Origin of the sequence: Floricoccus penangensis (genome assembly GCF_001832885.1) — a bacterium.
GTDB classification, from domain to species: Bacteria; Bacillota; Bacilli; order Lactobacillales; family Streptococcaceae; genus Floricoccus; species Floricoccus penangensis.
Window position 1 is genome coordinate 227,652 of record NZ_MKIQ01000028.1, and the last position, 23,957, is coordinate 251,608.

General features: G+C 32.8%; 21 protein-coding genes. 7 read left to right on the forward strand and 14 right to left on the reverse strand.

Annotated elements, in window-relative coordinates; genetic code table 11:
- Window positions 1-86 precede the first annotated feature (86 nt).
- The 7 genes from BG262_RS07735 to BG262_RS07765 form a co-directional block, all read right to left on the reverse strand.
- The gene (locus BG262_RS07735; RefSeq protein WP_070788318.1) at window positions 87-551 is read right to left on the reverse strand and encodes a MarR family winged helix-turn-helix transcriptional regulator; all 465 of its coding nucleotides are present in this window, start codon (window positions 549-551) and stop codon (window positions 87-89) included.
- 84 nt (window positions 552-635) lie between these two features.
- Window positions 636-1,898, reverse strand: a complete 1,263-nt coding sequence (locus BG262_RS07740) for a CinA family nicotinamide mononucleotide deamidase-related protein (RefSeq protein ID WP_070788319.1) — start codon at window positions 1,896-1,898, stop codon at window positions 636-638.
- Window positions 1,899-1,990: 92 nt separating this feature from the next.
- Window positions 1,991-2,638 carry a phosphoserine phosphatase SerB gene (serB, locus tag BG262_RS07745; RefSeq protein ID WP_070788320.1) on the reverse strand — a complete coding sequence of 216 codons (648 nt, stop codon included), beginning with the start codon at window positions 2,636-2,638 and terminating at the stop codon, window positions 1,991-1,993.
- Window positions 2,639-2,730: 92 nt separating this feature from the next.
- Window positions 2,731-3,354 carry a bis(5'-nucleosyl)-tetraphosphatase (symmetrical) YqeK gene (yqeK, locus tag BG262_RS07750; RefSeq protein ID WP_070788321.1) on the reverse strand — a complete coding sequence of 208 codons (624 nt, stop codon included), beginning with the start codon at window positions 3,352-3,354 and terminating at the stop codon, window positions 2,731-2,733.
- 99 nt (window positions 3,355-3,453) lie between these two features.
- Window positions 3,454-5,073: an ATP-binding cassette domain-containing protein gene (locus BG262_RS07755; RefSeq protein WP_070788322.1), complete on the reverse strand. Its 1,620-nt coding sequence runs from the start codon at window positions 5,071-5,073 to the stop codon at window positions 3,454-3,456.
- A 380-nt stretch (window positions 5,074-5,453) separates the two neighbouring features.
- Window positions 5,454-8,147: an ABC transporter permease gene (locus tag BG262_RS07760; RefSeq protein ID WP_070788442.1), complete on the reverse strand. Its 2,694-nt coding sequence runs from the start codon at window positions 8,145-8,147 to the stop codon at window positions 5,454-5,456.
- Window positions 8,148-8,166: 19 nt separating this feature from the next.
- Window positions 8,167-8,868, reverse strand: coding sequence for an ABC transporter ATP-binding protein (locus BG262_RS07765; protein ID WP_070788323.1), 702 nt, complete (start codon window positions 8,866-8,868; stop codon window positions 8,167-8,169).
- Between the two features lie 177 nt (window positions 8,869-9,045).
- On the opposite strand from BG262_RS07765, the gene BG262_RS07770 reads away from it, so the two are divergent.
- Window positions 9,046-9,654, forward strand: coding sequence for a TetR/AcrR family transcriptional regulator (locus tag BG262_RS07770; RefSeq protein ID WP_070788324.1), 609 nt, complete (start codon window positions 9,046-9,048; stop codon window positions 9,652-9,654).
- A gap of 35 nt (window positions 9,655-9,689) precedes the next feature.
- On the opposite strand, the gene BG262_RS07775 is transcribed toward BG262_RS07770, so the two are convergent.
- Window positions 9,690-10,289 (reverse strand): TMEM175 family protein, encoded by a 600-nt coding sequence (locus tag BG262_RS07775; protein WP_070788325.1) that lies wholly within the window; start codon window positions 10,287-10,289, stop codon window positions 9,690-9,692.
- Window positions 10,290-10,679: 390 nt separating this feature from the next.
- On the opposite strand from BG262_RS07775, the gene BG262_RS07780 reads away from it, so the two are divergent.
- The 3 genes from BG262_RS07780 to BG262_RS07790 all read left to right on the forward strand — a co-directional run bounded on the left by BG262_RS07780 (window position 10,680) and on the right by BG262_RS07790 (window position 13,539).
- Complete coding sequence (locus BG262_RS07780; RefSeq protein ID WP_070788326.1) at window positions 10,680-11,612, forward strand: alpha/beta hydrolase; 933 nt, start codon at window positions 10,680-10,682, stop codon at window positions 11,610-11,612.
- A gap of 81 nt (window positions 11,613-11,693) precedes the next feature.
- The gene (locus tag BG262_RS07785) at window positions 11,694-12,632 is read left to right on the forward strand and encodes an alpha/beta hydrolase (RefSeq protein ID WP_070788327.1); all 939 of its coding nucleotides are present in this window, start codon (window positions 11,694-11,696) and stop codon (window positions 12,630-12,632) included.
- A gap of 16 nt (window positions 12,633-12,648) precedes the next feature.
- Window positions 12,649-13,539 (forward strand): MBL fold metallo-hydrolase, encoded by an 891-nt coding sequence (locus tag BG262_RS07790; protein ID WP_070788328.1) that lies wholly within the window; start codon window positions 12,649-12,651, stop codon window positions 13,537-13,539.
- 154 nt (window positions 13,540-13,693) lie between these two features.
- Here the strand turns inward: BG262_RS07790 and BG262_RS07795 are convergent, their stop codons facing one another.
- The gene (locus BG262_RS07795) at window positions 13,694-14,476 is read right to left on the reverse strand and encodes a TraX family protein (RefSeq protein ID WP_070788329.1); all 783 of its coding nucleotides are present in this window, start codon (window positions 14,474-14,476) and stop codon (window positions 13,694-13,696) included.
- Between the two features lie 156 nt (window positions 14,477-14,632).
- Between BG262_RS07795 and BG262_RS07800 the strand changes: the two genes are divergently transcribed.
- Both BG262_RS07800 and BG262_RS07805 read left to right on the forward strand, forming a co-directional pair.
- A complete protein-coding gene (locus BG262_RS07800) occupies window positions 14,633-15,205 on the forward strand; it encodes a TetR/AcrR family transcriptional regulator (RefSeq protein ID WP_070788330.1) in 573 nt (190 codons plus the stop codon).
- A 136-nt stretch (window positions 15,206-15,341) separates the two neighbouring features.
- Complete coding sequence (locus BG262_RS07805; RefSeq protein WP_070788331.1) at window positions 15,342-16,274, forward strand: alpha/beta hydrolase; 933 nt, start codon at window positions 15,342-15,344, stop codon at window positions 16,272-16,274.
- 95 nt (window positions 16,275-16,369) lie between these two features.
- Here BG262_RS07805 and BG262_RS07810 read toward each other — a convergent pair whose 3' ends face one another.
- Window positions 16,370-16,933 carry a hypothetical protein gene (locus BG262_RS07810; RefSeq protein WP_070788332.1) on the reverse strand — a complete coding sequence of 188 codons (564 nt, stop codon included), beginning with the start codon at window positions 16,931-16,933 and terminating at the stop codon, window positions 16,370-16,372.
- A 235-nt stretch (window positions 16,934-17,168) separates the two neighbouring features.
- Here BG262_RS07810 and BG262_RS07815 point away from each other — a divergent pair, with 235 nt between their 5' ends.
- Window positions 17,169-17,795 carry a copper homeostasis protein CutC gene (locus BG262_RS07815; RefSeq protein ID WP_070788443.1) on the forward strand — a complete coding sequence of 209 codons (627 nt, stop codon included), beginning with the start codon at window positions 17,169-17,171 and terminating at the stop codon, window positions 17,793-17,795.
- Window positions 17,796-17,906: 111 nt separating this feature from the next.
- Here the strand turns inward: BG262_RS07815 and murG are convergent, their stop codons facing one another.
- From murG to BG262_RS07835, 4 genes are all read right to left on the reverse strand, one after another.
- Window positions 17,907-18,935: an undecaprenyldiphospho-muramoylpentapeptide beta-N-acetylglucosaminyltransferase gene (gene murG / locus BG262_RS07820; RefSeq protein WP_070788333.1), complete on the reverse strand. Its 1,029-nt coding sequence runs from the start codon at window positions 18,933-18,935 to the stop codon at window positions 17,907-17,909.
- Between the two features lie 106 nt (window positions 18,936-19,041).
- Complete coding sequence (locus BG262_RS07825) at window positions 19,042-20,037, reverse strand: aromatic acid exporter family protein (RefSeq protein WP_070788334.1); 996 nt, start codon at window positions 20,035-20,037, stop codon at window positions 19,042-19,044.
- A 333-nt stretch (window positions 20,038-20,370) separates the two neighbouring features.
- Entirely contained in the window at window positions 20,371-22,179 is a 1,809-nt protein-coding gene (locus BG262_RS07830; protein ID WP_070788335.1) for an ABC transporter ATP-binding protein, read from the reverse strand.
- A complete protein-coding gene (locus BG262_RS07835; RefSeq protein WP_070788336.1) occupies window positions 22,179-23,885 on the reverse strand; it encodes an ABC transporter ATP-binding protein in 1,707 nt (568 codons plus the stop codon). The genes BG262_RS07830 and BG262_RS07835 overlap by 1 nt, the downstream gene beginning before the upstream one ends.
- Window positions 23,886-23,957: the final 72 nt, after the last annotated feature.

Consider the following 23,957-nt stretch of genomic DNA (forward strand, 5'->3'; position numbering starts at 1 on the left):
ATTGTTTCCTAAGAAACAACTATATAATATTCTTTTTTAGTTTCCTTGTCAACAATAATGACTATAAAAGAAAAATGCAGAATTAACTACATTTCAAACCCTGACTTCTCGATTTCTTTATCTAGATGCTCACTATATTTATCCATAAATTCAATAATTCTTTCATACTCTTGATCAGTTACATCTTCATATACTTTTTCATCTCTTTTTTCAAAGGAGTCATGTAGTGATTTATGAGTATCAAAAACTTTTTGTCCCTTATCGGTTAGTAGAAAGTATACTTCTTTTTTGTTATCAGCCTTCTTTACAGTTTCAATTGCACCTTTGGCAATCAGTTTTTTAGATATTTTACTAATAGCACCTTTGGTCATGTACAATCCTTGAGCTAGTTTAGTAACATTTGCTTGATTATTTTCTCCAATAAACTCAATCACATGCACTTCAGAAGGGGTATACTCGCTGAGCTCTGAAGCCATTATTGATGCATTTAACATTGCCATTTTATTAAAAACTTGACGAATTTTTCTCGATGCTTCTTCTTTTTTGTCCAAAATGACTCACCACCTTTTATTCTTTATATATATTGTATAGCCTTTTTGTTTCCTTTTCAATAAAAAAACGGATATTTCCGCTTTTTATCTTCTCTCTAATTCTCCAAGCCCTGTGACTTGCCGTCTTATTATGTCAAACATGTCATAAACTGCTCTTTCCTGATTATCTAGATGATCTTTTGCATATATTCTTGAGTAAACCACTGTTTCTTGACCTTTTCTTGAAAATGCAAGTTGAAATGGCTCTTTTTGATATTTATGAATATCCTCAACGTCTCCATCGCTTCCGAATACAAATACACAAATATCTGCACCACTTAATTTTCTTGTTAGGTCTGCTAGAGTCTCAGCAACTTCTCTTTTTTTATTTTCATCACTAACCTTATCAACTGACTCGTAAACTGCCACATCAGCCATAAATCCTTCAAAGAGTTCTAGATAAATTTTATTGTACCTATCTACATTTGAAATTTTTTTCTTAAAAAGTTCATTAGTTCCAAGTTCGACTGAACAAAGTGTCAAACCTCTATCTCTTAGTAAATCATAGACTGCTTCTTCAAGACTATAGTTATCACCATAACCATAAAAATAATCTCCAACCAAAGCGTTGATTTTTTCTTCCCCCTCATCAAGAAGACTATCAACTTCTTCCTGATCAGTTCCGTTTGCTGTTATACGAATTGTCGGTTCTAGCCTCTTAATATACGTAGCAATAGTTGGGTTTGTTTGATTTTCAATTAAATCATCAAGTATCGTTGAAAGACGGGACTCACCGATACCGTAATAACGCAAAACTCTTGATGTTATTATCTGATTTTCAAAATATGACTTATTTAAAAAAGGCTGAACATACTTATCAAACATTGGCTCAAGCTCCCAAGGAGGACCAGGTAAAAGTAGATAATCGGCATGTGTCTCATCATCATCTTCATAAAAAGACCCTACCGCAAATCCAACGTCATTTTCAATAGGATGCCCTCCTTCAAGGTATTGAGCTTGAAGCCTATTATTTTTTGCCATAGGAACGCCCGAATTTTGATGCCATTTAACTACTTTATCTAGCGCCTCATCATCAGTAGCTAGTCCTACTCCTAGATGTTGGGCAGTTGCTTGTTTGGTTAAATCATCTTTAGTCGGTCCAAGTCCACCAATCAATATGATTAAATCTGCTCTAGTATCAGCAAGAGTCAAAGCTTCCTCCAAACGCTCAAGATTATCTCCAACGATTGATTGATAGTATGTTTCAATTCCTTTTTCGGTTATTTTTTTAGCTACAAAAGTTCTGTTAGTATCCACAATTTGACCTAAAAGTAGTTCTGTCCCCACAGATATGATTTCAGCAATCATTTTCAATCCCCCCTATCAGTTTCTTAATTTCATTCTACCATTTAAGATATGATTTGTAAGGTTTAAAGGAAAAAGCGCAGATTTCTCCGCGCCTACATCTTATCTTCAATAATATCCATAGCCTTATATAAGTCAGGTTCGTTAATCTGATATGAAGCCTGCTCACGAACAATTGGCTTAGCGTTAAAAGCAATACCAACACCAGCAGCTTCAATCATAGGCAGGTCGTTTGCACCATCCCCCATAGCCACCGTATTTTCAATACCTAAACCATTTTCCTTAGCCCATTTAAGAAGGTTATTTTTTTTGACGTCTTTTGTGACGATTTCACCTACTACTTGTCCGGTTAAAATACCATTTTCAACTTCCAGACGATTAGCTTGAACATAATCTAAGCCAACTTGTTCAGCTAAAATATCAACAATTTCATGAAATCCGCCTGAAACAACTCCTATCTTAAAACCTTTTTCTTTAAGGTCATGAATAAGCTTCTCAGCCCCAGGTGTGAAATGAACACGAGCAAGTACCTTATCAAATACTGTTGTTGGAAGTCCATTTAATAGAGAAACCCTTTCACGCAAAGCACCTTCAAAGTCGATTTCTCCTCGCATGGCTTTTTCAGTGATTTGAGCAACCTGTTCCCCGATTCCAGCTTCTTCACCCAAAAGATCAATTACTTCTTCCTGAATGAGGGTTGAATCAACATCCATTACTAACAATCCTGTTACTTTATTTTTCATTTCCTACTCCTTGAAATTATTTAAATGTGACATGTATTCTAGCTATCTTGGATCCAAGTTATTAGTGATCCGTATTTTTATTTATTTTAAAATTATCTTCCATTATTTAATCTTCCTCTTTTTCTATGTATTTTTCCTAAGGAAATATTTTCTTCTAGACTAGATTTTGCTTTAAGAAGCCATGGATGCAAAATTTTTATATCATTATTCATTATATATTGGATGTAATACAAAGCAGCATCTTCTAAAGATTCTTCCAGCCTTTCTAACATTTCGTCTAAGTATGGTGGGATACCTCTTTGATCCCATTTTATCTTATCAGCGACGAAAACCAGTAGATCTGTTTCAGAATAGACACCCTTTAAAGTTGTGTGGCATTCAATAGCCGAAAGTATTTCATCATCACTAACAAAAAAATAATTATTTGCTAGATAAGCCGATATTTTTTGATGGATAATTAAAGGAAAGACTTTTTCTTCAGGCAATAAATTAATCTTAAATCCTTCAGCAGCATGAATCCGTTCTTCAACTGGATAAATAGCTGAAATATCATGAAAATATCCAGCAACTAGTGCTTTTTCTTCATTAAGCCCAAAGTCTTTGGCAAGAATAGCTGCGTAATCTCCCACTTCGATACAATGCTCATAGGTTGAAATGCAGTCTCTTGAAGCTAAAAATTCATAAATTTCCTTTTTATAATTTTCTTTTTCTTGCATAATTCTCCATATCCACCTATTACTATTGTTATCATTCTACAAGATATAAAAATTTCTTACAAGTTAAATAGCAAGCTCTAATGAACTTGCTATAACTTTTCAAATTTTATCCATTGTTAAATGCTTATCAGAAATTTCAATCTGACTATCGTAATTATTTTTCCTATCCTCATCATAATGGTGGGCTACTTCTATTACAGTCATATCAGATTTAAAGAAAATATCTCGAATTTTTTTAGACGATTTTTTATCAACTGATGAAGTTCCTTCATCAACTAATAATATTTTCTTATCGTGTATCAAAGCACACGCAATTTCTATTCTCTGTTTTTGTCCACCTGATAATAGAGCGCCGTTCTCTCCATAATTCTCACTTAAACAGCTTTGTCCTAATTCTTCAAGTAGACCTAACTTATTTAAAATATCAAAAAGTACTTCATCACTTACACCCTCTAACTCCATTATCAGGTTATCCCTAAGCGAAAGCTCAAAGTAATATGGTGCTTGTTGAATTCTTGCCATTGCTTGGGCTTGATTATTAATCTTTCTCCCCTCATCAATCATATAAATGTCACCAGAATTTGGCATTAGTACTCTTTGTATCAAATCAAGGACTGTTGACTTCCCACTTCCAGATTTACCAGTTATTAATACTTTTTCTCCATAAGAAATATTTATATTTATATCTGAAAATAGTTTTTCCTCGCCATTATAACCAAAGCTAAGGTCTTCTATGACAATCTCAGGAGCAATCATAGTATCTGCAAGACTGTTCTCCAATTTTTCAACGTCACTATTCACAATAAGACTTGCGATATTTTCTCTTGTACTCTCAGTTGATTTTATTATCCTCAAATACTCAGAAACATTTCTAAAGGGATAAATTACTCGGTCGCTCGCAAGTAGAAGTGCTATAACTGTGTTCGCCTCAAGTTTCCCATTAATTACAAATATTAAAGCCACAGCGAGAGGGAACATGTAACTGAACCAAGAGAAAACTGATGAAAATATTCCGACGATAGCGTGACGGTTACTCATTACTTGCGATTTCGTCTCCAAATTTTCGACTGAATCTTGTGACCTTCTAAAGAAGGTTGAAAAAGCCCCATAAGTTTCAATAACTGAATACCCTTGGAACAAATCCTTAATGTTCCGTATAAAGTTTGTGTTTGCAGCAGTATAATCATCTGTCGCAGTTTTTAAATACTTACCAAATACCATCGATGGTAACATGGGTAAAAAAGAAAATACTATGAATAACAGAGCTATGGATGGACTCAGATAAAGAAGATAAATCATTGAAATTAGACCAAGAATAAAATAATAAGTACAGTTAAAGATTAGCGAGAAGTATTTATCTTCTATGAGTTTCAAATCAATTGTTAGAGTTGATATTGACTGAGCTACATCCCTATTTTCTACTTCTTTTGCTGCTAAGGACTTTATAACCTTCATTTTATATTCTTCATTCAAGTTCTTCAAAATATCATTTTGTAAAAGTGACTTAATGAGAGCTGAAAGTTCAATTAAAATATAAAATCCAATGCTATAAATAATAAAAATCGTAACCTGGTTTAGGGTAGAATTTTTTGAGAATTTTGATACTGATGAAAACACCTGTGACATAATTATCCCATCAAAACCAGCTCCAATCATGGCTATAAATAATAATAAGAACTTCCATTTAGGAATATCATTCCAAAGCTGTCTTAGATTCATTTAAATACCTCTCTCTTACTTTTTTTAAAAGTATAGCAAGTTTTTTATTCGTTTTTTTAAATTGTGAAAATCTACAATCCTAAAAACAAGACTCTACACCTCCTAAATGCTTATATCCCAAGCTTTAAAAGACAAAAAAACTATTTAAGACAATATAATTTTGCCTCAAATAGTTATTCATAATCTGGAATTTGCGGAATACCGCCATTATCTTCGAACAGCCCCTCATATAAATGATAAAGTGCCTCATAAAGATAATTATCATCAACATACTGAGCATAATCTAAAATTTTCTTTAAATTATCAATATAGATAAGCTTAGGATTTTCACGATATACGTGTTCATAATTCTTTCGAATTATTCCTTACTACTCCAAAGGTCATTCTACTGATTTTAGGGCATCCAGCATGTTAACATTTTTTATTTTATTATGGATAACTACGCTTATTACGGCTGTTATTCCTAGAGTGATTGCTGCTGAGATTAGGTAGTTAGCCCAATTCAATACTGGATTAAACATGGCATCTTCTGGTGGAAGTGATGAGATTATGAAACCATGAAGGGAAGCTCCAAGGAACCAACCAACAACAATACCAAGTACTGAGAGGATAATTGTTTCACGGTAGATATATAGTGTAACTTCTTTATCATAAAATCCGAGTACCTTGATAGTTGAAAGCTCTCTAATACGTTCACTAACATTAATATTTGTAAGATTATATATAACCACTACCGCAAGCAAAATTGCACATATTATCAAGACAAGGATTACACTATTCAAGCCCTCCATGACATTATCAATAACACTCTTGGCATCAAGGTTTTGCTGAATTAGAGCAACACCTTCGGTATCAATAAGTTGACTAGAAAATTTTTCAACTCCTTTAGCATCACCATTCTTCAAAATTACCAAATTTGAGTTGTCTTTAAAATCCTTACCAAAAGTCGCTTGATAATTCTTAGAATCCATAAATATAAAGTGTCCCATATACATTTCAGTAATAGCAGAAACTTTTAGTTCTACTTCTTTACCATCTGAAGTTTCCTTAGATGTTTCTACTTTAAATTTATCTCCTACTTTCAGGTCAAAAAGTTTAGCAAATTTCTCGGATATAACTACTCCATCATCTGTTAATTCTATTTGCGAATGACTTTCACGATTTCGCAAATTAACAAAGTCTTTAAAATTCTTGGTGTCCTGAGTTGCAATTAGGTTAATTGTCTGTTTACCTTCATTTTTAGCTATTTTTGTAACTTGTTCAAAACGAACTGGCTCATGACTTTTCACTTGTTCAGAAGATAAAATTTTATTGATTTCTTCATTTTCTTTATTTGTCGCATCATCTTTTTGGACTTCGACTAAGTCATATTTGATAAGCTCATCATATTGTTTGCTCGAAATACCATCTAGGGAATCGCGAATACCAAAGCCTGTAATCAACAGGGCTGTACAACCAGCTACCCCAAAGATTGTCATAAACATTCTAGACTTGTAACGGAAGATATTCCGGGCTGTTACCTTATGGGTGAATGACATTCTATTCCATATTGGAGTTATGTACTCTAGTAGTATTTTAGAACCGGCTTTTGGTGGTTTCGGTTGTAAGAGACTTACTGGAAGTTCTTTTAACTCACGCCATAAGATGAATAAGCTTGATAATACTGTACAAGCAAGGGCTATGACGAATGCAATTAAGGTGTACTTCCAAGAGAATGTTAAGATTGATTTATCAAAGGTTGTTGCTGCTGTATATGCTTTAAAAATTACTGTTGGAAGCAAGGTATATCCAAGAGCTGCTCCTGCAATTGCTCCAAGAAGTCCTGAGACTAATCCATAAACAACAAACTTACGACTAACATCAGCTTTACTGTAGCCTAGTGCTCGGAATGTTCCTGAATTTATCCTCTCTTCTTCAATAAAACGTGTCATTGTTGTGAGTGATACAAGTGCTGCAATGGCAAATAAGAAAACTGGAAAAACATTTGATAAAATGTCTACTCGCTTAGAGTTTTCCAAATATGTTTTGTATGCTCTGTTATCAGAACGTTCACTAACAAGATATACTGGTTCAGAAAGTCCATCAAGTTCTGATTGCTTTTCTTTTAAATCTTTTTCCTTATCTGAAACTTCCGATTTAGCATCTACAATCTTCTTTTTAGCATCATTTAATTGTACTTTTTGTTGGTCAGGTACTGACATACCTGCTTTTTCTGCTTGTGATAATTGATTTTCTTGCTCTTTAATTTTTGCTTCTTGATTGCTGATTTCTTTTTTAGAGCTTTCAATTTTAGCTCGACCATCATCAATTTTGCTTTGAGGCTCTGCCTTAATAGCTTTTAATCGACTATCTTTTTGAGTATCCAAACGGTCCTGTAATTCATCCTTGTGTGTTTCCACGCGGTTTGAGTATTTCTTGCTATAGGCTGAAAGACTTTCAGTGTCCTTGTACTTAAGTCGAGCAATCATGTAAACTTCCGAATCAAATACACTTGGTATAACTACTCCATAAGAATTTAGCTGTCCAGTTCCTATATCAGTTGTTCCTAGACTTGTTTTCGAAGTATACTCACTAGATTTTACGAAGCCAGAAATTTTAAACTTTGTTTTCTTTAGAACATTTTTATCACTTGTAAATTCTATTTCTTGATCAATTTTATAGTCATCCTTATAAAGATAATCGAGAGCTATTTCTTCATCAGACTTAGGTAGATTACCTTCAACTATTTCATATTTTGAAATATTATCAGGTTTGGAAAAAATTCTGAAAGAAGTCTTTGTATTTTTGAGGAGGACATCTGTAAAATATCCAAATTCTGCCTTATCCAAGCCATCAGAAGAATCTATTATTTTTTTATCTTCATCATTTAAACCATAATTTGACATTACTTCAACATCAGCTAAATTTGTTTCCTTATAAAATGTCTCAGCAGTTTGTCTAAGATTTGGCCCCGATATTTTAAGCCCTGTAAAAGCAAAAACGCCAAGTAAAATCAAGGCAAAGATTGAAAAGAATCGACCTTTTGATTTTAAAATAGATTGCCTAATATCCTTATTTAATATTTTTTTACTCATAATATTATTATCTCCTGCCTTACCACTCAATATCAACAATATTTTGTGGATTTTCATTGACCTCAATTGATTTAACTTGTCCATCGTGCATTCGAATAACCCTATCAGCAATCGGTGCAATCATTCCATTATGGGTAACTATGATTACTGTTGCTCCATCTATGTGACTTTTATCTTGCAGGATCTGTAGAACTTGTTTACCAGTATTATAGTCAAGGGCTCCTGTTGGCTCATCACATAAAAGAATCTTGGGGTTTTTAGCAACTGCACGCGCAATAGCTACACGTTGTTGCTCACCACCAGAAAGCTGTGCTGGGAAGTTATCCATTCTTTGACCTAGTCCAACATCTTCTAATGCTTTTTCAGGGGACATAGCATTTTCAACAATTTCTGAAGCAAGCTCTACATTTTCTTTGGCTGTTAGGTTTGATACCAAATTATAGAACTGGAATACGAAACCAACATCATACCTTCTATAGGTTGTTAACTCTTTAGATGTATAATTTGAAATATCTTTACCATCAATTAACACTTGGCCACTATCATTAGTATCCATTCCGCCTAAAATATTTAATACTGTTGATTTTCCTGCACCAGAACTTCCTAGAATAATTACTAACTCTCCTTTTTCAATTGCAAAGTTAATGTCCTTGTTAGCATTAACAGTAGTTGAACCTGTTTTGTAAGACTTAGTAGAATCTATCATTTCAATATATGCCATTTATATATCCTTCTTCCTATTTGAACAACGTGTTGACTTAATTGATTTAAAAAATATAAGCAGAATGTCACTTCCGCATCTATTTGAACAACGTGTTGATTTAATTTTAAAATCATTGTATAATATATATATCAATAAAGCAAGAAAAAAATTATTTTTTTAAAAAAAGGAAATGTTATGGTCGCACAAAGAAAAACAAGATCAAAAAAAGATATAAAAAAAGCCTTTGCCAAATTACTAAACGAAAAAGGTTTTGAAAAGATAACTGTAAGTGACATCACTCGTACAGCAGACGTTAATAGAGGTACATTTTATTCCCACTACACTGACAAGTATGATCTACTTAATGAAGTTGAAGATGAGATTTTGGGTAATTTAAAAAGTTATTTTGATGAATCAGGACCAAAAATTATTAAACCTGTAGATTATACTGAAAAAGAAAATGTTCAACTCTTTTCCAATGATTCCATACTTCATGCCGCCACTTATGCTAAAGACAATTTTGAAATGATTCATGGTTTGATTTCAGAAGGTGGAAATTCAAAACTTATTCCTAAGTTTAAAGAAATCATGGTTGATATTTTACAAGAACGAGCAAAAAAAATTGGTGTTTTAAACTTCAATAAGTTTAAAATGCCAGATGGGTATGCTTATGAAATTATGCTATCAAGTGTTGTATCAATCCTTGAATACTGGATTCTAAATGGAGTAAAAGAAAACCCCGAAGAAATTGTTAAAATAATAAATACCGCAGCGTGTGTTGCTCCAACCGAATTTTTAATGTAAAAAAATAAGTTATCAATTGATAACTTATTTTTTATCTATTCCATACCTTCAATTCGATCACTATCAGGCGTAGTATTGAACGCCATATAGATTAATTCTAAGAAAGTTAGTAATAATCCTGATGGTGGGAAGAAATAAACAGCTACTGTAGCTACAATAATAGCAATTGGGAATAATATACTAGTCATAAATTTGTATGGTGGCATACTTCTAATCTTCGCTGCTTTTTCTGGACTTGTTACATCTAAATCTTTAGCAATGGATTTTGTTAAGAATAGATATGCTAAACTCCATAAAAAGAAGATAACTATGTAAAAGTATTCTGGTACTCTATCATCTATAGAATTACCAGCCCAAGCAGCTGCCATAGGTAAAAGAGACATTGTAAACATCCAAAAATTATTTATCCAAAATGTTCTTTTCGAAATTCTATCAGCCAAAGCAAACATATAATGATGATTGTACCAAGCAACACAGATGAATACAAATGAAACTATATAAGCAAACAGATATGGTGCTTCACTGAAAAGTGCTTCAAGTGTTGGTTCTTCCGGTGTTTTAAACTCCAAAACCATAATGGTCATAATAATTGCTACAACAGCATCCGTAAAGGCTTCAACGCGTCCTTTGTTCATAAATTCCTCCAAAAAAATAATTAATAACTAAATACTACTGTATCAAACTATATTATTCAAGCAAAAGACATTTTAGATTTTAATCTAAAAATTTTGTTCGTAGAAATTTTGTTATTTTTGAAAATTCATGTTTTTAATACATATTTAATTGCTTTTTTCAATTGTTTTTTTATTAATATTAAGAGGCTCTATTAACAAGCAACTAAAGATATTCACTTAACTTTTATTGTTACAACTACTTTTTCACAATGTTAGCATTTAACAATACGCTGTTATACCAAGCTTTTAGTTGGTTTACGAGCATAAGTTTGTGATATTATATATTTGTAACTAAGAACCAAGCATGCATTAAATATATAATATATGCCATTTTTATCGGAGGATAACATAATGACTACAACTGAAAAAATCTTATACCCAAACGCTTACTATGAAATGTCAGCATTAATGTTTTACCCAGACAATTTTGATGCTTCAAAAAAATATAAAACTATTGTCGTATCTCATCCTGGAGGAGGAGTAAAAGAACAAACTGCAGGTTTATATGCACGTAAATTTGCAGAACAAGGATTTTTAACAATCGCTTTTGACTCATCATTCCAAGGAGAATCTGGAGGATATCCTCGTCTACTTGAAAGTCCTTCTGCTCGTGTTGAAGATATCAGCGTAACAATTGATTATCTATCAACTTTACCATTCGTTGACATGGATAATATTGCTGCTTTCGGAGTATGTGCAGGTGCTGGATATTCAGTAACTGCTACAACTGTTGAACGTCGTATTAAAGCTTTAGTGACAGTAAGTCTTGTAAATATTGGTATCTTATTCCGCGAAGGATTAGATCATGTTATTCCAGTAGAATCTCAAATTCAAGCTCTTGAAGCTGCATCTCTCGCACGTTCAAAAGATGCGAACTCTGATTCATCTACTTACATCAACTATGTACCTTATACAAAAGACGAGATTACAGATCAAACTCCTACATATGCACGTGAAGCTTCTGATTACTACCGTACACCTCGTGCAATGTACCCAACATCTCCAGATTTCTTACTTCAAAAGAGTATGCAAGAAATCTTCCAATATGATTCACTTCATTTAGTAGATACACTTCTTACTCAACCACTTCTTGTTATTGCAGGTTCAGAAGCAGATACTAAATTCCTTACAGATGAACTTTATAATAAAGCAACAGCATCTTCAAAACGCGACTACTACGTTGCTGAAGGAGCAACTCACGTTGACCTTTATGATAAAGAAAAATTCATTGATCCAATCGTTGACTACGCTTCTAAATTCTTAGAAGAGCAGCTAAATAATTAAATTATAACGATTGTGGTATGCAATACCCAGAAAAACTACATAAATTTTTCTGGGTTTTATTTTATAAAGGAGATTAGTAAAATGACAATTAATAAAAAAGACGTAAAATTCAAAGCAAGACACTTTAACTTAGCGGGACGCTTATTCTTCCCAGAAAATTTCGATGAAAGCAAAAAAAATCCTGCTATCATTATTTCTCATCCAACAAGTGCAGATATGAACCAAACTTCAAGTATCTATGCTGAAGAACTTGCTAAAAAGGGATTCTTAGCTCTAGTTTTTGATGCTTCATACCAAGGACAAAGTGAAGGGGAACCAAGATTTTTGGAAGATCCATATGCTCGTACAGAAGATGTTAGCTTTGCTGTTGACTACTTAGTATCACTTCCATATGTTGACCAAAACAAAGTTGGGGCAATGGGTATTTGTGCAGGTGGTGGATATACAATCAACGCTGCCAAAGTTGACCATCGTATCAAAGCAGTTGCTGGTGTAGTAGCTGGTAGTTCTGGTGGTGCTTACCGTGAATCTTTCGGACCGGATGAAAAGCTAATTGAAGTTTTAGAACAAATGGGTGAACAAAGAACAGCTGAAGCTCAAGGAGCTGAACCTCTATTAGTTAATTACTACCCAACTTCTAATGAAGCTGTTAAGGAAATGGGAATTACTGATGTAGATATCGTTCAAGCCGTTGACTACTATACCACTCCACGCGGACAAGATAAATACTCTCCAAACAAAGTTCGTTATACAAGTATGGCATACATGCTAGGCTATGATCCATTACACATGATTGATAAACTTCTTACCCAACCATTACTTATGATTGCTGGTGGTATACCTGGACAATTTGGATCATACCGTCTCGCTTATGATGTGTACTATAAGTCTGCTACTAAAGCTGATGAAAAAGAGTTATATATTGTGCCAGAAACTACTCACTATGAATTATATGATCAACCTGAGGCAGTTTCTAAAGCTGTTAATAAACTATCTGAATTCTTTGGAAAATATTTATAAAAAATAGAGGTATTTTATGACATTACAAACAGTTCATTCTAAAATAGGAGATATTGATGTATTTCAAGTAGTAGAAATTCAAATTGGAAATCCAGTTGGGCAACTTTTTCCTGATGCTACGCCAGATAAAGTAAAAGAAATTGAATGGTTAGATTATCCACATATAAATGCTGATGGAACTTTAAATGCTGTCTCTCAGTCAATCATAGTAAAAAAAGATGATCGCATAATAGTTGTTGATACTTGCATTGGTAATGATAAAGAACGTACAGAATCGCCGGACTGGACAAACCTTCAAACTGATTTTCTTGAAACTCTTGAGAATATTGGAATTGACAGAAATAAAGTCACAGATGTTTTATGCACACACTTACATATGGATCATATTGGTTGGAATACCTATAAAACTGAAACAGGATGGGTTCCAACATTTCCCAATGCCAAGTATCACTTTGCTAAAAAAGAATATGACTTCTGGAAGGAAGATCCAGGACTTCACTCAATCGGTGATGGACAAGGAAATGCTATAAAAGACTCAGTTCAACCAATTATAGATGCAGGACTTGTAAACTTTATTGATGAAGATGCTTATTTAGGCGACGGGATTAGTGTTTTTCCTACTCCAGGCCATACAATTGCTCATATAAGTGTAATTTTTGATACTGGAAAAGAGAAATTTGTTATTACGGGTGATGCTTTCCATCATCCATGTCAGTTAGCTCATCCTGAATGGTGTAATATTGCGGATTTTGATAAGAAACAATCTGAAGATACTCGTATAGAATTTTCTAAGACATTCGCTGATGATGATACTATTATTGCTGGTACTCACTTCTCGATTCCATCTATCGGTAATATAATTAATTACCAAGATGGATATGCCTTTAAGCCTATTTTGAATAAATAATAATATGGGTTAATATATAGTCAAATTGACAGTGTCTCTTTCAGGATACTATTATGATTGCAAACACAACATGAAGTCAAAATAATCCTCCGCTATTAAAATATAATAACGGAGGATTATTTTATATATCTACTTTTTATTAGAATTGTTGAATTTACATAAAATAATTCGTATATAAGTATGAAAGGATATAAAGGATATAGATATGAGCTGGGTAGAATATATAGAAAAAGTATTTTGATCCCTTCCCTCTTTGACCATTGTAAAATGAAATTGGAATTATAGAAAATACCATCATCCATTGAACGTTTTCAGTCAATAATGTACTATTAAACTGAAAATTCGTAGATATCAAAGCAACTATCGCAATCAGAAGGTACTGAATTGATCTTTTTTCCCTAAATATATATAGTCCAAGAGCTAAAAAGACGCTAACAAATCCACCTTCAACTGCTAAATAATTCGGGATATCAATCATGATTGTTGCTGCTAACATTGGGTGGCTATTGCTTAAAAGCATACCTACAGCTGCTGGAACTACTGGTAAAACTAAGAGTCCTGTACCCAATAAGTATCTACACTCACGAAACTTATCATAAGCAAACATTGTCAAAGCTCCAAGGAACATTGTCCCAAAAATTCCATTCATAAGAATAACTGTATCAAGCGGAAAAATTCTGGTAATTATTTGGGTCATAATCATCATTATGACATGAGCAATAAAAAGACGTGCTAGGTACTTGTGCTTATTGCGCGTGTAATGAAAACCTTCAGCAAGCATAAATAAAAAGATAGGTAAGACTAGGCGACCAAGCATTGTTAGTATCATTGGAGCACCAGCATAATAGAACATCTGGTGTATGTGATCAAGAACCATAAGAAAAACTCCGATTAATTTTAGCTGGGTTCCAGTGATTCCTTTATAATTTGTTTTCATTTATAAAATCTCCTCTATTTCTAGTAACTAAGAAATAATTATAAATTATATAAGGCCATAAAAACTTACAATTTCACAAGGTAACCTTACAAGTTTGTCAGATTAATATAGATAAAATTTTTTGACTTTAAATGAATCTTCATTTATTATTAACATATGAGAATAAAAGATGAAAAAAAATTAGAAAATATATATGAAGCTACACTTCAGCTTATTATTGATGAAGGTCTCCACCAAACTTCAATTAGTAAAATAGCTAAAGGGGCAGGTGTATCTCCAGCTACAATTTACATTTATTTTGAGAATAAGGAAGATCTTATTAACAAGCTATATTTATCTGTAAAAAAAGAAATGAGTGATTATATCTTTGTAAAAATTGACAATCAACAAACTGTACATGAAAATTTTGTAAATATAATGAAAAAGTTCAGCCAATATATTCAAGATAACAAAAGTCGTTTTCTATTTGTAGAGCAATTGCAAAATATGCCTATACTTTCAAGCGAAATACTAGACCAAACTAACCAATACTTCTATCCCATGGAGAAAGTATTAAAAAAAGGGATTAGTGAACAAGTTATTAAAGATATTGATACAAAAATATTATTCTTACCAATTTTTCAACCATTGTCAGCTTATTTTAAAGAGCAGTTTAACTCTGACGAAAGACCAAAAAAAGCGGTTATAAATATACTTATTGAACTAGCCTGGAATTCTATTTCTATCTAATAGAATTTTATGCTAGTTTTTTATTATTAAAGAAAGTCATTTTCTTTGACAATAAATGAACGTTCGTTTATTATAAATATATTGAAATATTGATTATCTCAATAATATTATTATTAAATTAAATCAGGAGACAAAAATGATTAAATCAGAAAAAGTACTTTTCCCAAATTCATATTATGACATGTCTGGAATTATTTACTATCCAGAAAATTTCAATGAAAATAACACATATAAAACAATAGTTGTTTCTCATCCAGGTGGTGGAGTAAAAGAACAGGCAGCAGGTCTTTATGCTCGTAAGTTAGCTGAGCATGGGTTTTTAACTATCGCATTTGATGCCTCATTTCAAGGAGAAAGCGGTGGATATCCACGCTTATTAGAAAGTCCATCAGCTCGAATTGAAGATGTCAGTGTTGCAATTGACTACTTATCTACTTTATCATTTGTTGATATGAATAATATCGCAGCATTTGGTATATGTGCAGGTGCTGGTTATTCTGTCACTGCGGCGACAGTAGACCGTCGTATCAAAGCAGTTGGCGCTGTGAGCTTAGTAAATATTGGTATCTTATTCCGCGAAGGTCTAGATCATGCTGTATCAGTTGAATCACAAATTCAAGCTCTAGAAGCCGCATCACTTGCTCGTTCAAAAGATGCAAATTCAAAAACATCTACATTTATTAATTATGTTCCTTATACAAGAGATGAAATTACAGAAGATACACCTGTATATGCTCGTGAAGCTTCTGACTATTACCGTACTCCACGTGCGATGTATCCAACTGCTCCAGATTTCTTATTACAACGTAGTATGCAAGAAATTTTCCAATATGACACTCTTCATTTAGTAGATACCCTTCTTACACAACCACTTCTTGTTGTAGCAGGATCAGAAGCAGATACTAAATTCCTTACAGACGAACTCTATGAAAAAGCTACAGCATCTGTAAAACGCGACTATTATATTGCTGAAGGAGCTACTCATGTGGATCTTTATGATAAAGAAGAATATATTAATCCCGCAGTAGATTATGTTGCACACTTCTTCAATGATCAATTAAAATTCTAATATTAGTATTTAAGTTCAAGATGATGTATTTTATCTTGAACTTTTCCTTTATTAAAAATTATAAAAAAGAAGCATCTCTGCTCCTTTTAATTATATTACTTAAGTTTACTTTTTTCTTTCGCCTTAGCAAATACTGGAATTTCAAAGATATTACTTAGTGGTTTAGCGATAAAATAAGCTATATTATAGTCAATTAAGCTATGGACAACACCACCTAGACCCATGATTAATAATAGAATTCCAAAATTGTTTGGTGTAACGCCTTGACCACTTAAGAAGAAGATGGCTACAACTGCAATTTCACAGACTGTGTGGATTATTGCAATTACAAAGTTGTAAATTTGAAATTTTTTATTACTCAACACTGTTTCAGGTTTCTTTTGTAAATATACTGAACCAAGAATTGCAAAAACTAGATGCGATAATGCTCTCAATGCAATAATGAATGGTGAAGTGATGAAGAAGCCAAATGCCGTTCCAAGTGCCACTGCAATTGCTACGCCTGGTGAAAAGAACATAGCAATAAAAAGTGGTACATGACTTGCTAATGTAAATGATGCTGGTCCAATCGTAATACGTGGCATAATCATTGGTATTACAATTCCCATTGCAATTAATAAAGCAACAATAGTTAACTGTTTGACAGAATTCTTTCTCATTTATCCTCCAATATTTTAAGTAAAGAACTATTTGTGATATTTTTAATTTTATCAAGTAAACTATCTAGTAGCAAGCTTTTTGAGCTTATAACTGATATAGATAATTGTAAAGTGTTCTATATACTGTATACCATATACCAAAAAATAGGGTTACTAAACAAATCTTATCTTTTTTACAAATTTACAAAAATATTGTATGATAAATTTCTGAATAGAATAAATGAGGTAAATAATGATGATTATCAAAGAATTTTGTGCTGAGAATTTCACTGATATCCCTAAAGCAATTATAGCAGGAGCTACACGTATTGAGCTTTGCGATAATTTAGCTGTTGGTGGCACTACTCCGAGTTATGGAGTAATTAAAGAGGCTGCCATCTATACAAAGGACGATAATATTCCTCTAGCAGTCATCATTCGTCCCCGTAGTGGTAACTTTGTCTATAATAGTACTGAAGTTAAAATTATGGAAGAAGATATCTTGAAGGCAGCTGAAGCTGGGGCAACTGCTCTTGTCATGGGTGCTCTAACTGAAGATAATAATATTGATAAAGAAACTATGGAAACTCTTCTAATTGCAAGCCAAGGGCTCCAAATTACCTTCCACATGGCTTTTGATGAAATTGAAGATTGGAAACCTGCTATGGATTATTTAATCGATGAAGGTGTCGAAAAAATCTTAGCTCATGGTGGACCATTAGATAAGCCATTAAATATTGATAAAATCAAAGAGATGGTTGAATATGCTGACGGTCGAATTGATATTATCATTGGTGGCGGGGTAACCTATAATAATGCTGAAGAACTTGCCCATCAAACTGGTACTAACTATGTTCATGGTACAAAAATTGTAGAATTTTAAATCTTTAAGCAAACATTTTTCAAGCTAATTGAAATTGTGGTTTGCTTTTTTTATTTCCTAATTTATTTTCCTATAATCAAAAAATACCCACTAAGGTAGGTATTTGTGTGCTTAATATAGGGTATTAAGTAGATTATAAAATTCATTGATAGAAATTATTTCATCAGTTTCTGCCATTTTACTTATCATTTGATCTTTTTCTTTTTCAAGCACTGCAAGCTTCTCTACTAAATTATCATAGGTAAATTCTTCATCATCTATAACTTCTGAATATCCTTTTTCTTTAAAATAGTTGGCATTTTGGATTTGGTCACCACGACTTGAAGCAAGAGATAGAGGAACTAAAATATTTGGTTTCTTTGAGTAAAGAATTTCAAAAATTGAGTTGCTTCCAGCACGTGCTATAACTATGTCCGATGCTGCAATTATGCCAAGCATTCCACCGTCAACAAACTCAAACGGGTAGTATCCAGGTTTTGCTTCATATTTATCAACACTACCAGTTTGGTGAATAACATTATATTTTTCAAGCAACTTATCAAGATTTTCAGCTACTAAATTATTGATGTTTTTGGCTCCAAGGCTTCCACCCCAAAATAGTAGAGTTTCTTTATTGGCATCAAAATCATCGGGTAATTCAAATGGTTTAATTGAGTTCGAGTTAATTACAGCTCCAACCTTTTGAACCCCATCATGACCTGCTATATCAAATGTTGATAACATCTTTGTCGCAAATTTTGAAGATATCTTATTGGCTAAACCAATTGATTTATCTGACTCATGAATAATAACTGGTACCTTATTCATCTTAGCACCAATAACTACAGGAACTGATACAAAGCCACCCTTAGAAAAAATGAAATCCGGTTTAACTTCTTTAATTATTTTTCGAGCCTGACCAATACCTTTTGTGATTTTAAAGACATCAGTAAAGTTCTCCATTGAAAAATAACGTCTTAATTTACCAGTTGAAATTGGATAATATTTGACATCTGGATATTTGGCAAGCATCTCTCTTTCGATTCCTTTTTCAGAACCAATATAATATTGCTCCCAACCATCTTCTTTATATAAATCCATCAACTGCAAATTTAATGTAACGTGACCAGCCGAACCGCCACCTGTATATAAAATTTTCAAAACTAATACCTTCTACTTCTAATATTAAATATCTATATCTATTATACAATTTTACAAAGTAAAAAGCACCTAATCATAAGTCGGTGCTTTCTATAGCTCTTCAAGCTCATATTCTATTATTTTTTATAAAACGTTTCTTAAGGATGATAAAATCTTCTAGATCCATCAATATGTGATACATGCGTGCTCTTGCAGCAAATTCATCATGAGTTTTTGGAAGTTCTTCTTTTTCTAATTGTTGTAAATATTGACCCAATTTTTCAAGTTGAATTTTTGGTTCTTCTCTATCGGAAAAATAAGTATGTATAGTTTCCAAATAATCAGCAACAATTTGAGCTTCATGTGGATTTTTACGTAATTTTTTAATCTCATAGTGAAGATTGTGAAGAATATTAACTTGTTGTAATCGCATTTCAAAATAATTTACATAGAAATCATCTTTTACTGGTAAACGATTTTGTTGATATTGATGAGCCATTGTCTGATAAGGTGTAAGTTTTTCTTCTAGTGCAATTACATCATCCCATACATGCATTTCATCAGTATCCTCACTTGATAGGTAATTTTTCAATTTAGCAAAAATTCTTTTAAATTCAATCTCAACATCTAGTATTCCAGCATCCAATCTTTTCTTCTGGGCTGAAAAATCTTGAACATGATTGATTATAATCGCAATTACAATACCGATAATCAGTAACCAAAACTCATTCCAAATTGATGGCCACGTCAATTGCTTGGCTGACATCATGTGCGTTAAAAAAACAGCATTTACTGATAAAGTTGCCTGTAAATTATTAATTGCAAGACCAAAAGTTACAATGGTTAAAACAATACCAAAAGCTATCCAATTATAATCAGTTATAAAAAGTGCAATCCATGCTAAAAATACAGTTGCTATAAAAGTAATTATTCTATCAAGACAGAGTCTCCATGTATCCATCTTAGTTGGTACAATTGATAATAATGTTATAATTCCTGCTGAACTAGCATATTCTAATTTCATAAACATAGCTATAAAAATTGCTAAAGTTGTACCAATTCCTATTTTTGCTGCATAAAAGCCAACACTCCCTATTTTTATTCTACTTGTTATTTTATTCAATAAAGCCTCCTATTAATAATACGTATTCTCTTAAATTTATTATAAATAAAAAACGCTTTCATTACAATTATGTAGAATTAAACTATACCAATTTATGTGTATCTATTGTGTTCTTTTGAAATTTCAACTTAAATATCCATTGAGAGTCTGACCATATCCTTTAAAATCAGCCCATTTTCTTCAATTTCCTCATTATAATGTCTAAAAAAATATGAAAAAATTATAAAATATAAATTCTATATTTTATAATAAGTTTCCCTTTCTGCCCCTTTTATAAATTAATTACAAACAAAAAGAGCTAGACACCTTATCATAAAAGGGTCTAGCTTTATTTTATTCAAATACAAATTGGTTATGATAAAGTTCTGCATAGAATCCTTTTTGGTTAAGGAGTTCTTTATGGCTTCCTTCCTCGATAACTTTACCGTCACGTAATACGACGATTTTATCTGCATTAAGGATTGTTTTAAGTCTATGGGCAATTACGAAACTTGTACGTCCAGCAATTGCTGCCTCCATAGCTTGTTGAATTTTACTTTCAGTTACTGTATCTACGTTACTTGTTGCTTCATCAAGAATTAGTAATTCAGGATTTGTAAGGATAGTACGTGCAATTGAAATAAGTTGTTTTTGACCTGTTGAGAAGATGTTTTGTTCATCATCAACAACAGTATCATATTTATCAGGAAGACTCTCAATGAAGTCATGAATGTGAGTAGTCTTGGCTGCAGTAATTACTTCTTCATCAGTAGCATCTGGTTTACCAAATTTGATATTATCACGGATTGTACCAGAGAATAATACTGAGTCTTGAAGTACGATACCAACATTTGAGCGAAGGCTATCAAGATCCATTTCACGAATGTCAGTTCCATCAAACTTAATTGAACCAGAGTCAACATCATAGAAACGATTCATAAGGTTCATGATTGTTGTCTTACCAGAACCTGTTGGGCCTACAAGAGCAACCATTTGACCCTTATTAACATCAATTGAAACATCTTTTAAGATTTGTTTTCCTGGTGTGTAAGAGAAATCAATGTCCTTGATTGCTACTCCAGATTTAATTTCTTCAAATTTAACTCCATTATCAGGGCGAATTTCATCAGGTTCATCAAACATTTCTTGTAAACGACGAGCACCAGTAATTGCCATTTGAAGTTCTGTAAAGCTTGAAGAAATTTGCATGATTGGTTGGTAATATTGTTGTGAATATTGAACAAATGTTACTACTAAACCAAGCGCTGCTGCGCGTGATAATGATGAGTCATTAAGAGCAATCGTTGAACCAACAAAGATTACTACCGCAGTATTAATCAAGCTGATACCATTCATCATTGGGAATAACATACCACCAAATACACGAGCTTTAAATGTAGCACCTTTAACGTTTTCGTTATGTACTTCAAAACCTTTAACCACATCATCTTGAAGTCCTTCAACGATGATAGCTTTTTGACCTGAAATAGTTTCATCCATATAAGCATTTAATTTACCAACTTCATTTTGTTGAATGTCAGTATATTTTTTAGCTTGACGGATTACGAAAATCGCAAGGATAATAGCTACTGGAGTTGAAGCAATTGTAAGCCATGCAAGACTTACATTTTGACGGAACATCATAATTAGTAAACCAATAAATAAAGCAAAGTTTGTTGCAACTTGTGATACTGATTGGTTAAGTGAATTTTGAATATTATCTAAGTCACTTGTAAAACGACTCAAGATGTCACCATCTTTATGACGGTCAAAGAATGAAATTGTCAAACGTTCTAGTTTACCAAATAAACCTTTACGCATTTCATTTGTTGAATAACTTACTACCCTATTAAATAGTAGTGAGTATATTAAGTTTGCTACTGTAGTAAAGACATAAGCTAAGAATAACTTAACCATTACATCATAGAAAGGTTGTTTACTTGGACTAACAAAAGCTGCACCAGTTGCATCAGCAACTCCTTTAGCTTTCATATATTCTCCCAACCATTCACCTAAGCTAGTAAGTGCTTGACCAAGAAAGACTGGAGCCTTAACTTGTAAATATGTAGAAGCGATTATAGCTAGGATGATAACAATAAATGAAAGTTTAAATTTCTTAAAATATTGCCAAAAGAATTTTATAGCTTTTCTATATTCTCCCATTATTCATCACTTCCTTTCTGAGTTTCGTAAATTTCACGATAAACATCATTATTTTGAATCAACTCTTTATGAGTACCTTGACCAATTAATCTGCCTTCATCCAGAACAAGAATAGTATCAGCATGGACAACAGAAGAAATCTTTTGGGCAATAATAACTTTAGTTGTATCTTTAAGATCTTCATTCAAAGCTTGTTGAACTAGTTTTTCACTCTTAGCATCAAGAGCAGATGTTGAATCGTCAAGAATTAAAACTTTAGGATCCTTAATAACACCACGCGCAATACTCATACGTTGTTTTTGTCCACCAGAGAAGTTTGCACCACGTTCTTCAACCTCTGAATCATAGTTATCGGGCATCTTCTCAATAAATTCCTTAGCTTGAGAGATTTCACTTGCATGTTTCAAGTCGTCCAAATTAGCATCCGGTTTCCCCTGTTTAAGGTTGTCAGCAACTGTACCTGAGAAAAGGATAGCTTTTTGGAGAACAATAGAAATGTTTTTCTTAAGTGTACCACGACTTAAATCACGTAAATCGCGTCCTCCCACTTCAACCATACCTTCTGTTGGATCAAAAAGTCTTGGTATTAATTGTGCTAAAGTAGTTTTACCTGAACCAGTAGCTCCCACGATACCAACCATTTGACCAGGTTTAATTTCAAATGTCACATTCTTAAGAGTAGGTTTATCATCATTTGGATAAACAAATGTTACATCATCAAATTTGATTGAACCATTAAGCTCTACATCTGGGACATCTTTAAATTGCATAGCAGGTTCTGTATCAAGAACTTCTTTAATACGACGAAGTGAGATAAATGCACGACTTGCCATCATAGACATCATACCACCCATGATGATAGCAAACATAATTTGTCCCATATAAGTCATAAATGAAGCAACACCACCTAATGCTGTTGGATCATCAACGATAAATGTTGAAACCATATAGATAGCTCCGAAAATTGTAAGTTGGCTGACCAGAGTAAAGGCTGGAATCATTGTTGAGAATAAGTTACCAACTGCCAAGTTATGACCAAGTAACTCATCACTTACAGCATCAAATTTTTCTTCTTGAGATTCTTCTTGAACAAAAGATTTAACTACACGAGCACCACGAAGGTTTTCCTTAGCAATCGTATTAGATTTATCTAACAATTTTTGGAAAGCTGAGAAATGTGGTCCCATTTTAGACATTGCAAGACCAGTGATTACTACAATTAACACTACCAGAAGAACAATTAACCACCATAATCTTGGTAGAGTTCTTACAGCAAGGATAAATGATCCCACGAATAAAATAGGAACACGTAGTAGTACTTGGAATATCATCATTGTCAAGTTTTGAACTTGGTTAACGTCATTTGTCATACGAACTACCAAATTACCAGCATTGAATTCTTCTACATTTGCATATGAGAATTGTTGAATTTTTTTGAAGGTTGCTTCACGGATATCAGCAGATACTCCTTGAGCAATCTTAGCAGCAAGAATGGTATTAATAAGACCTGCAACTAGACCCATAACTGCAATTCCGACTAACCAAACACCAACTTCTTTGATTTTGTTTTTGTCATCTTGCATTACCGCTGTCAATACATCTTGTAAATATTGAGGTTGTAGTAAACTTGAAGCTACTACTAAGCCAATCATTACAAGAGAAGCAAGTGCATACCACTTATACTTTTTAATAAACTGGAAAAGCATTCTTTTCTCCTTTTCATTTTTTTAATAAATAACACTCTTTTAATTACCTCGTCAAGAGAGCAGCTTTACTAT

Bases quoted from the DNA above. Each gene is read 5' to 3' on its own strand.
- BG262_RS07740 (WP_070788319.1), bottom strand. From the start codon at position 1,898: ATGATTGCTGAAATCATATCTGTGGGGACAGAACTACTTTTAGGTCAA.
- BG262_RS07770 (WP_070788324.1), top strand. From the start codon at position 9,046: ATGGTCGCACAAAGAAAAACAAGATCAAAAAAAGATATAAAAAAAGCC.
- BG262_RS07830 (WP_070788335.1), bottom strand. From the start codon at position 22,179: ATGGGAGAATATAGAAAAGCTATAAAATTCTTTTGGCAATATTTTAAG.
- BG262_RS07815 (WP_070788443.1), top strand. From the start codon at position 17,169: ATGATTATCAAAGAATTTTGTGCTGAGAATTTCACTGATATCCCTAAA.
- BG262_RS07765 (WP_070788323.1), bottom strand. From the start codon at position 8,868: ATGGCATATATTGAAATGATAGATTCTACTAAGTCTTACAAAACAGGT.
- BG262_RS07800 (WP_070788330.1), top strand. From the start codon at position 14,633: ATGAGAATAAAAGATGAAAAAAAATTAGAAAATATATATGAAGCTACA.
- BG262_RS07760 (WP_070788442.1), bottom strand. From the start codon at position 8,147: ATGAGTAAAAAAATATTAAATAAGGATATTAGGCAATCTATTTTAAAA.
- BG262_RS07780 (WP_070788326.1), top strand. From the start codon at position 10,680: ATGACTACAACTGAAAAAATCTTATACCCAAACGCTTACTATGAAATG.
- BG262_RS07790 (WP_070788328.1), top strand. From the start codon at position 12,649: ATGACATTACAAACAGTTCATTCTAAAATAGGAGATATTGATGTATTT.
- BG262_RS07785 (WP_070788327.1), top strand. From the start codon at position 11,694: ATGACAATTAATAAAAAAGACGTAAAATTCAAAGCAAGACACTTTAAC.
- BG262_RS07775 (WP_070788325.1), bottom strand. From the start codon at position 10,289: ATGAACAAAGGACGCGTTGAAGCCTTTACGGATGCTGTTGTAGCAATT.
- serB (WP_070788320.1), bottom strand. From the start codon at position 2,638: ATGAAAAATAAAGTAACAGGATTGTTAGTAATGGATGTTGATTCAACC.
- BG262_RS07810 (WP_070788332.1), bottom strand. From the start codon at position 16,933: ATGAGAAAGAATTCTGTCAAACAGTTAACTATTGTTGCTTTATTAATT.
- BG262_RS07835 (WP_070788336.1), bottom strand. From the start codon at position 23,885: ATGCTTTTCCAGTTTATTAAAAAGTATAAGTGGTATGCACTTGCTTCT.
- BG262_RS07755 (WP_070788322.1), bottom strand. From the start codon at position 5,073: ATGAATCTAAGACAGCTTTGGAATGATATTCCTAAATGGAAGTTCTTA.
- BG262_RS07805 (WP_070788331.1), top strand. From the start codon at position 15,342: ATGATTAAATCAGAAAAAGTACTTTTCCCAAATTCATATTATGACATG.
- yqeK (WP_070788321.1), bottom strand. From the start codon at position 3,354: ATGCAAGAAAAAGAAAATTATAAAAAGGAAATTTATGAATTTTTAGCT.
- BG262_RS07795 (WP_070788329.1), bottom strand. From the start codon at position 14,476: ATGAAAACAAATTATAAAGGAATCACTGGAACCCAGCTAAAATTAATC.